Origin of the sequence: Hydrogenimonas sp., from assembly GCF_029933015.1 — a bacterium.
Classification (GTDB): Bacteria; Campylobacterota; Campylobacteria; order Campylobacterales; family Hydrogenimonadaceae; genus Hydrogenimonas.
Genome location: NZ_JAOZOZ010000030.1, coordinates 7100 through 16081, shown reverse-complemented (window position 1 = coordinate 16081; position 8982 = coordinate 7100). Strand labels below are relative to the sequence as shown.

The 8982-nt window shown below is 56.1% G+C and carries 8 protein-coding genes; 1 reads left to right on the top strand and 7 read right to left on the bottom strand.

Annotation, left to right across the window (positions count from 1 at the left end; translation table 11 throughout):
* Nucleotides 1-99 precede the first annotated feature (99 nt).
* The 5 genes from Q1K23_RS03695 to selD are packed head-to-tail and all read right to left on the bottom strand — an operon-like array spanning nucleotide 100 to nucleotide 4780.
* Nucleotides 100-1500, bottom strand: a complete 1401-nt coding sequence (locus Q1K23_RS03695) for an MBL fold metallo-hydrolase (protein WP_300362555.1) — start codon at nucleotides 1498-1500, stop codon at nucleotides 100-102.
* Between the two features lie 37 nt (nucleotides 1501-1537).
* Nucleotides 1538-1765, bottom strand: a complete 228-nt coding sequence (locus tag Q1K23_RS03690; protein ID WP_300362552.1) for a hypothetical protein — start codon at nucleotides 1763-1765, stop codon at nucleotides 1538-1540.
* Between the two features lie 45 nt (nucleotides 1766-1810).
* Nucleotides 1811-2650 (bottom strand): M90 family metallopeptidase, encoded by an 840-nt coding sequence (locus Q1K23_RS03685; protein WP_300362549.1) that lies wholly within the window; start codon nucleotides 2648-2650, stop codon nucleotides 1811-1813.
* Entirely contained in the window at nucleotides 2632-3741 is a 1110-nt protein-coding gene (gene mnmH, locus Q1K23_RS03680; protein WP_300362546.1) for a tRNA 2-selenouridine(34) synthase MnmH, read from the bottom strand. Before mnmH ends, Q1K23_RS03685 begins: the two co-directional genes overlap by 19 nt.
* Before the next feature lies 1 nt (nucleotide 3742).
* Nucleotides 3743-4780 carry a selenide, water dikinase SelD gene (gene selD, locus Q1K23_RS03675; RefSeq protein WP_300362543.1) on the bottom strand — a complete coding sequence of 346 codons (1038 nt, stop codon included), beginning with the start codon at nucleotides 4778-4780 and terminating at the stop codon, nucleotides 3743-3745.
* Between the two features lie 135 nt (nucleotides 4781-4915).
* Here selD and Q1K23_RS03670 point away from each other — a divergent pair, with 135 nt between their 5' ends.
* Nucleotides 4916-5383, top strand: coding sequence for a haloacid dehalogenase (locus Q1K23_RS03670; RefSeq protein ID WP_300362540.1), 468 nt, complete (start codon nucleotides 4916-4918; stop codon nucleotides 5381-5383).
* Nucleotides 5384-5395: 12 nt separating this feature from the next.
* Here Q1K23_RS03670 and Q1K23_RS03665 read toward each other — a convergent pair whose 3' ends face one another.
* Both Q1K23_RS03665 and Q1K23_RS03660 read right to left on the bottom strand, forming a co-directional pair.
* Entirely contained in the window at nucleotides 5396-6781 is a 1386-nt protein-coding gene (locus Q1K23_RS03665; RefSeq protein WP_300362537.1) for a DUF1501 domain-containing protein, read from the bottom strand.
* 10 nt (nucleotides 6782-6791) lie between these two features.
* Nucleotides 6792-8982: hypothetical protein (locus Q1K23_RS03660; protein ID WP_300362534.1), on the bottom strand; the 2191-nt coding region annotated here is incomplete at its 5' end.

Below are 8982 nucleotides of genomic sequence, written 5' to 3'. Positions count from 1 at the left end.
ACAAAACCCCTTTTCAGCCTGATCTCGCTTCTGGAGGTGTCACGCCCTGAAACATCGATCACGCTTTTTTTCGGGGTGGTTTGTTTATAGTTGACTCCTTTATATGTAGATTTTCTCTTTTGGCCTCACGATATGGGACTTTTTGCCCAGTCTCTTTCGTATCGCCTTTTTGAAAAGGGACTGCTTCTCCTTTTCACCATGGATCAGATAGATCTTTCCAAGCCTGCCGATATGTGCCATCCAGTCGAGCAGACCTCTCTGGTCGGCATGGGCCGAGAATCCGTTGATCGTATAGATTTTGGCCCGGATACGGATATCTTCCCGGTAGATGCGCACCCATTTCGCCCCGTCGACGATGAGCCTTCCCAGCGTGTTTTCCGCCTGATATCCGACAAAGATGACACAGTTGCGCTCGTTCCAGAGGCGGTTTTTGAAATGGTGGAGAATCCGGCCCCCGGTACACATGCCGCTGCCCGCGATGATGATGGCTCCCCTTTCGATCTCGTTGATACGCTTCGAATCCTCCACGTCGCATGTGAAATGCAGCCAGGGGAAGTCGAAGACATCCCCGTCTTCCCGGTAGAAGAGATTGCATTTGGGTCCCAGCTCTTTGTGATATTTGGAAAAGAGGTGGGTCGCCTTGATCGCCATCGGAGAATCGAGAAAGACCTTGCAGCGCGGCAGTTCTCTTTTTCGGTACATCTCTTTGAGGATGCACAGAACCTCCTGGGTCCTTTCGATGGCGAAGGAGGGGATGATGACGTTCCCGCGGTTGAGCAGCGTCTTTCGTATCGCGTCCTTGAACTCTGCGATCGTCTCTTTCGTGTTTTTGTGGTTTCTATCGCCGTAGGTCGATTCGATGAAGAGGGCGTCCGCTTTCGGTACATACTCGATATAGGGCATCACCAGATCGTTCCGGTTGCCCAGGTCTCCGCTGAAAACGAAAGTCTTGGGACGCTTCTCCTCTTTGCAGTCGATCTGCACCGTCGCGGACCCCAGTATGTGGCCGGCGTTTCGAAAGATCACTTTGACACCTTTGGCGATCTTGAGGGGTTTGTCGTATTTGGCGTGGATGTGGGTCAGAAGCCAGGTATCCTCCACATCTTCGACCGTATAGAGAGGTTTGGGAACACTCTTCTCCTCACCCCTTCTCTGGGCTTTGCGAAATCGTGTCCGATACTCCTCCTCCATCAGTTTCGCACTGTCGAAAAGGACCACCTGGGCCAGTTCGAAAGTCGCCTTCGTCGCGACGATGATCCCGTCGAATCCCTCCTTCACCAGTTTGGGGATACGCCCCACATGGTCGAGGTGGGCATGGGTGATCAGCAGAACGTCGATCTTTTTGGGATCGAAGCCGAAAGGCTGCCGGTTTTTCTCATCCTCCCCTTCTCCCTGGAACATCCCGCAATCTACGAGAATCCGCACACCGTTTCTAAGCTTCAGCAGATGACACGATCCCGTCACCTCCTCCGCCGCGCCGAACGATCGGACGATAGCCATCTCTCACCTCCTTCTTCCGGAAATTACCAAAGAACGATCACGGGCGCTGGCACGCCTCCTCTTTCTCCTTGATCTTTTCGAGACGCTCGAGGATATGGTCCAGCTCCGCCATATTCTCTTCGCACTCTTTTTGAAGTTTCTCGCGCTTTTGCAGTATGAGATCGATCTGCTTCTGTACGTCGTTGAGATCGATCTTGCAGTTTTGCGCCGCCTGCTCCTCTTTGTCCAGCACCCACTCCGTCGCTTTTTTCAGAAATTCCATCATGATCGACTCCTTTGTCTCTTTTTAAACAGTGTACCGAAAAACGGTTTAATCGAGCGATTCGAAGAGCTTCGCGGTATCGAGACCGTAAAAGGCCGCAAGCTCTTCGTAGATGTCGGGAAAATGGGTTTTGATCGTTTTGGGTCTTTGAAAGAAGAGTTCGGTGACGACAGCGAAAAACTCGGCCTCGTCGGTCGCCGCGTAGGCACCGATGAGTTTGTAGTCCGCCCACTCACGGTTTTTCCCCGCCCGCTCCCGCAGTTCCTTGAAACGGCGGTAGAGCACCCGGGTCCATCGGTGATATCTCGATCGCTCCAGCGGCGGCACCCCGTCGGCCGCCCCGTTTTCGAAGTCGAGCACGTGGGCCAGTTCGTGGATAATGACGTTGTGATGCCGCAGGTGATAAGCCTGGCGTCTGGCTTCGTTCCATGCGATGACGACCGTATCACCGGCGGACTGCCCCTCGAGAATCAGCCGCTCTTCCGAATAGATCCCGCCATTGTCACGGATCTCTCTGGCGACGACGTCGTAGGGGTAGATCAGGATCGTCGACAGCTCCTCGTAACATTCGCCCGGAATGTTGAGGACCATCAGGCAGGCGTAGAAGGAGATGACGGCTCTCATTTCGTCGGTCACTTCGGTTTTGATGCCGACGAACTCTTTCGTTTGGGAAAAATAGAGGATTTTCGGCCGCAGCCTGTTCTTCAGATCATCGGGAAGCAGACGGTAGTGGGGAATTCTGCCCAGGGCCTTTTCGTAACTTTCGGGAAAGGGCATGGAAGAGACCCTTTTCCAAAGCCGCATCTTTCTGTAGTATCCCACCGCCTGCCACACCAGGAAAAGGAAAAGCAGCAGCGACAGAAGCTGCATCAGCGCGAGGTAGTACACAGCCCCCGGCTTTCGAGATAGGCTTCGACAGCCCCGGCGTCGCCTCTGAAGACGACACGCGATGCGTTCTTTTGGATCTGGTAGTCGTACATCGGATCGTAGTAGTTTTCCAGCAGATAGCGTATCCACGCCCTGTGGGCCTGGGGCGAACCGCCGCTTTTCTGCGCTTCGAAAGCCCTCTGCAGCATGCCGGAAACCTCTTTGTGGCGTTCGCCGCCCAGACGTCGGTGAATCCGGTCGATCGCGGCCTGGATATCGTCCCGCCACGCCTCGAGCGGCGACTCGAAACCTTCCCTTTCATATTCGGCCTGGGCCCGCAGGACATACTCGTCGAAGGTGATGGTCACACGCTCCTCCATCGGTGTCTCCAGAAGCACCAGCGGCGCCTCGGCCAGCCGTTCGTAAAGAGCCTGGGGAAGATAGAGACGCCCTACGTTTTTCCCTTCGTCCTCGAAAAGAAGGGTACGGTACCCTTTGGCCGTTTTGCGGATCAGTTCATAGGCCAGGGCGTTTTCGAAGTCGATCTGTGTCGGCTGGGGCGTGATATGCCTTCCGAAGGAGGAGCCGCGGTGGTTGGCCAGCCCCTCCAGATCGACGGCGGCGTCGAATCTTTCAAGCAGCAGCGTCTTGCCCGAGCCGGTCCGCCCTCCCAGTACGAGGGGCTCGAACCGCTCCAGACTCCGCTCGGTCTCCTCGATCAGATAGCGGCGAAAGGCTTTGTAGCCGCCCTTTATCCGCGGAACGGAGCAGCCCGCTTCGGCCATCCAGCGCTGGGAGATCTGCGAGCGCTGCCCGCCCCTGAAGCAGTAGAGCAGCGCCTCCGGATGGTTCCGGACAAACTCGCACCACGCTTCGACACGCCGTCGTTTCGTCTCGCCCGAAACCAACTCATGCCCCAGGGCCACCGCCGCCTCGTTGCCCTCCTCTTTGTAGCGGATCCCCACGAGATGCCGCTCCTCGTCGTCCATCAGGGGGAGGTTGACCGTGTTTGGGAACGCCCCCTTGGCGAACTCCACGGGGGCGCGCACGTCGATCAGCGGCCGTTTCTGCAGAACGATCGATCGAAAATCGTCGAAAAGCTCCTCCCTCAATCTATCTCACCTCGATCAGACGCTCGCCCGGCGCGTGGGTCTCGCCGATCGGCTCGAGATCGAGCCTCCATTTTCTCGCAGTTTCCAAAAAGGCGTCGACCCCGCTCTTTTCGACGATCACCAGCAGGCCGCCGGAGGTCTGGGCGTCGCAGAGGATCTCCCTTTGCGCCTGGCTCATTTCGGAGATTTTGTGGCCGTAGCTCTTGAAGTTTTTCCGCGCGCCGCCGGGGATGCACCCCATCTGGCGGTAGGTCTCCACGTTGGGCAGCAGCGGGACCTTCTCGTACCAGATCGTCGCGCCGATGCCGCTGCCCTCGCAGATCTCTCCCAGGTGACCCAGCAGGCCGAACCCCGTCACGTCGGTCATGGCGTTGACGGCATCCAGTTTCGCGAAATCGGTGCCTGCCTTGTTGAGCGTCGTCATCGCCTCGATTGCGGGGGCGATATGGCTCTCCTCCAGCAGCTTCTTCTGCTTTTGGGCCGTCGAGAGGATACCGATGCCAAGCGGCTTGGTCAGAAAGATGTAGCTCTCTGTTTTGGCCGTGTCGTTGCGCATCAGGTGCTCGTTGTCGACGATACCGGTGGCCGCCAGGCCGAAAATGGGTTCTGGGGAGTCGATGGAGTGGCCGCCCGCCAGGGGAATGCCCGCATCCTCACAGACCGCCCTGCCCCCTTCGATCACCTCCCGGCCCACTTCCGCCGGAAGTTTGTCGATGGGCCAGCCGAAGATCGAGATCGCCATCAGCGGCCGTCCGCCCATGGCGTAGATGTCGCTGAGGGCGTTGGTGGCCGCGATCTTGCCGAAGATGAAAGGATCGTCGACGATCGGCATGAAAAAATCGGTGGTGGAGAGCACCGAGGTGCCGTTGCCCAGGTCGTAGGCCGCCGCGTCGTCTTTGCTGTCGTTGCCCACCAGCAGCTGCGGGTAGTGGACTTTGGCTCTGGTGCTCTTGAGGATATCGTCCAGCAGCATCGGTGAGATCTTGCAGCCGCATCCTGCGCCGTGGCTGTATTCGGTCAGTTTGACTTCCGAAGACATTCTTTCTCCTTATTGGATATACTTCGGGAATTATATCACTTTAGAACCCATCTCAAAAATCCCGACAGGCGGTCACGGAAGCGATTTTGCTTCCTGTCGGGATTTTTGAGATGGGTTCTGGAACGGGAGAGTATCATGACGATCGAAATTCCCCATTACGGGAGACTCGATATACGCCATATCGTATGCGACTACAACGGCACCATCGCAAAAGACGGCCATCTGCTTCCGGGTGTGAAGGAGCTGTTCGACGAATTATCGCGGCATTGTAAAATCCATGTCGTCACCGCCGACACTTTCGGCAGTGTCAGAAAAGAGCTTGAGAAGTGCGACGTCGCGATCGAGGTCCTGCAAAGCGACGACCACACCCATGAGAAGGCGGCTTTCGTCGAATCGCTCGGATGCGGCCACTGTGTATCGCTGGGCAACGGCAACAACGATGTGCAGATGCTGAGGGCTTCGAAACTGGGGATCGTGATCGTGGGTGACGAGGGTTGCAGCGGCAGGACGCTCGCGGCAGCCGATATCGTCTGCCGCAGCGTTTCGGACGCCCTGGAGCTTTTCGTGCATCCGAAACGGCTGATCGCTACGCTGCGCTGCTGAAAATTACCGTTTTCAGGCGAGAAGATCCCGGATCGGCGCGTTGCCGTTGGTCAGGATTTCCGGGTTCTTGATGCCGTACATTCTGTAGATCGTGGCGGCGACGCTGAAAGCCTGGAAATGGTAGGAGGCGTTCGCGGTTCCGAAACCTTTCGGCCTTTGGTAGATACGGCCCCCTTTTCCTTCCACTTCCGTCTCCCCGACGATACCCAGATGGTTCATGTAGTCGCTTCCGCCGAACCAGTAGACGTTCTGCAGGTTGCCGTGGTCCCACCCAAGGGAGTTGTTGTAGTTGACGTTCCGGCCGAACTCACCGAAAACGACGATGTTGATGTTGCTCTTTCCCGCCGCTTTCATATGGGCCATCGCCGATTCGATCGCCTCCATCAGCTGCGTCATGCGCGCCGTGTAGCGGTCGATGGCGTTGGAGTGGTCGTCCCAGCCTCCCAGCCCCGGACTTCCCATGCTCACCACTTTCGTATGTTCGTTGTGGATCAGCAGATTCATGGCGGTCTGCAGACGCTGGGCGAAAACGTTGTTCGACGGATACTCGATCCCGTCGGGCAGCGTGATGTTGTGGATGTCGTCGGCGAATTTCTCCAGGGTGACACGCCTTTCGAAAGACTCCTTGACTTTGCCGTCACGGTTGTATTTCTGCGCCATCGTGTCGAAGATCTCTCCGATGGTGCTGTTGGTTTCACGATTGAGAATTTTGTTTTCGTACCAGGAGGCGGATCCGCCACGCTTGTAGGGGTTGTCCGATCCGCTTCCGAAAGCCACGGGTTTCAAGAAAGCGTTGAGATTCAGATCGTCTTCGCTGAAAAAGGTCGATTCCCCTTCCATCGTCACGAAGGGGATCGTCTTGCCCACGTCATCGCTGCCGGAGGGTTCGTTGATGACCCCTTTGTGGTAGAGGATCGATGCGAGATTTGCGATCACACCCGCACCCCCTTCGGTGTCCTTGCCCCGCTGGGCCTGGGAGGTACACTCGCCGTGGGCTTTGAGGTTGTCGACGGTTCGGTAACAGGTCCTGAAGATGTTCATGTCGCCCGCGTCGAGCATTCGCTGCATGGCATAGCCGCCGGCATTGCCCCAGAATCTGTCCTGAGTCAGCTTGATATAGCGCTCGTTCCCAAGCGGATAGGGATTCTGGCTCTTTTCGCTGATCTCTTCGATGTTGGTCATGTTCCCGGCCAGCTGCGAAGGGCCGCCATAGAGGAAAATGACGATCGTCTGAGCGTTGTTGTTCTCGTAGATCGAGGCGTCGAATTCGATACTGTCGTAATCGAGATCGGCACTCTGCAGAGAGAGCGGCAGCATGGAGGAGATCCCCAGCGCCCCCAACCCCTTGAGAAAATGTCTTCGGTTGAAATGTGCTTCGTTAAAATCGGTTCGTTTCATGGTCCTTCTCCTATTTCACTGCATCGAATTCGTAGATACTGTCGAGTCTCGAAAGATAGTCGAGAACCAGCATCGCGAACTCTCCCCGCTCTTTGAGGTTGTCGATCTCTTTTCTGTTGCCGTACAGATCCAGCCAGCTCGGATTGTCGAAAGTGTCGCTGTAATGTTTCTCGTCGTCGATCAGATCCACCAGGAAATTCCTCTCCTCGTCGGTGGCATGGCGCCCGGCGATGGAGACGAAGAGCGCATCGACGATATATTCGGCACGTCTGCGTTCGTTGGGCGCCCACTCGTGCAGCCGTCTGCCGTCTTCACCAAGCTCCGTCGGACTGATCAGATCGGCAGGAAGCTCCCCGAAGAGTTCGTAATAGGGCCATCCGTCGTCACTGCTTTCCAGTGAGGCGTTTCTTTCGTAGTTGGTCATGACGTTTTCACGGATCGTTTTATGGAACCATGCGAAGGACTGGGAATCCAGAGGCACTTCCACCTTGCGCCCCAGTTTGTAGCGCATCGTCGACTGGTGCATGCTGTCGAGGTTTCGGGCCAGATAGTAGAACGACTTGCTTTTGGGCAACCATTTCAGGGCTTTGGCGATCTGATAGAAGGACTCTTCGAACGAGCGGGTTTTGGCCGAGTGGAGCAGATACTCTTTCGAGAAGACGATCTGTTTCAAAACACCCGTCCAGGTCATCGGATGGCTCTGAATCAACCGATCGACGACACTCTGTTTCTCTTCGTCGGAGTAGTTGGGAAAATAGATATCCACGAGACGCCGGGTCACGGCCGGTACGAAGGTCGGCTGCAATACCAGCGCGCTGTAGAAATCGGTTCCGTTCTTGATCACCTGACCCGGGAATAGATCGGTGATCGGTTCGACATTTTCGTCCAGCGTCATGACCAGCGTATTGGAGCGGCGGTCGAGTTTCCAGTTTTGCAAAGCCTTGGCCGCCAGCGGCACGTGGGCGTCCTCGAAATCCATCGTGTAGATCTCGAGCATCTCTCGGCCATTGTCTTCGGGACTTCTGAAACGGCGCCAGTTCTCGTCGGTCATCATATGGGTGAACGTCACCCACTGCATACTGAATCCCGCGTCGAAATCCCGGACCAGATCGCCGTAGACGTCGATCGCGTCCACCGTATAGACCGTATCGAGTTCGTAGGCGGGAGAGAAGAGGATCGTCTGACTCAGAATGTAGGCGGCCCACCGGTTGATATAGGCGCGGCCCGGTTTCATCTCGTAGAGTCTCGCCAGCATCGAGGCGACCACCTTGTTGTCTCCCCATCCATATGCGTCATAGTATTTCATCTTCTCCTCGACGGCCGCGATCTCCGAAGGGGGATTGGGCCGATCGAAAAGTGCCTGTGTATCGGAGATGAACGTTCCGGAATCGACAGCTTCGATGAGTGTATCGTAGTCTACTCCATAAAAGAGCGTTCCGTAGAGTTTGATGGCGACTTTGTATTTCTCCTCTTCCGAGAGGGCATTGAACTCGGCATCCGTCAGCGGCTTGAGGGTATATTTGTCATAGGAGAGTTCGTTGGCAAGCACGGGAATGCTGTAGAGTACCGGTCCGGAGGCTATCTGGTTGAACGCATCCTCGTCGGTGAGTTTGATGTCTCGCTGACCCAGATCGACATATTTGGCGTAGGACTCTTTGAGGTGGGCAGCCGCTTTGGAGAAGGAGACGGTCGAAAGTTCGAGAGAAGGCACATCTTTGGCCACTTTTTCGATCGTCTCTTTCAACTCCGTTTCGTTTTCCGGAATCTTCAGGATCCCCTGCTTTTTGAGAGCGTCGATCACCTTTTTGTCGATCCTGATGCCGTTTTCCGGATCCCCGTCGGCATCCAGCGACTGCAGCAGTGCCGCCACTTTCATATCGCTCTCGACGATGACGGCTCCGTCTGCAAGCTGCGTCGCCTTCAATGTACGCAGTTGCAGATTTCCAAGGGAGAAGGTACACTCTTTGCCCACTTCGAAACGGAATTTCCCGTCTCTTTCGGTCTTACCCCTCTCGCTGCCGCATACATATTCGACTCCTTCGATGGCCGAATCGACCAGATAGGCTGTCCCTATCTTCGTCGAAGACGTCGATGTTCCGGAGGAGGAAGATCCGGAGGAGCCGACTCCAAGTGAGGCCGAAGAGTCGGAAGATCCTCCGCCTCCGCCGCAACCGATCACAAAAACTCCCGCGGCGACAAAT

What these genes read in the sequence shown, in the direction of transcription:
- Q1K23_RS03670 (WP_300362540.1), top strand. Translation starts at nt 4,916, where the DNA reads ATGACGATCGAAATTCCCCATTACGGGAGACTCGATATACGCCATATC.
- Q1K23_RS03690 (WP_300362552.1), bottom strand. Translation starts at nt 1,765, where the DNA reads ATGATGGAATTTCTGAAAAAAGCGACGGAGTGGGTGCTGGACAAAGAG.
- selD (WP_300362543.1), bottom strand. Translation starts at nt 4,780, where the DNA reads ATGTCTTCGGAAGTCAAACTGACCGAATACAGCCACGGCGCAGGATGC.
- Q1K23_RS03665 (WP_300362537.1), bottom strand. Translation starts at nt 6,781, where the DNA reads ATGAAACGAACCGATTTTAACGAAGCACATTTCAACCGAAGACATTTT.
- Q1K23_RS03695 (WP_300362555.1), bottom strand. Translation starts at nt 1,500, where the DNA reads ATGGCTATCGTCCGATCGTTCGGCGCGGCGGAGGAGGTGACGGGATCG.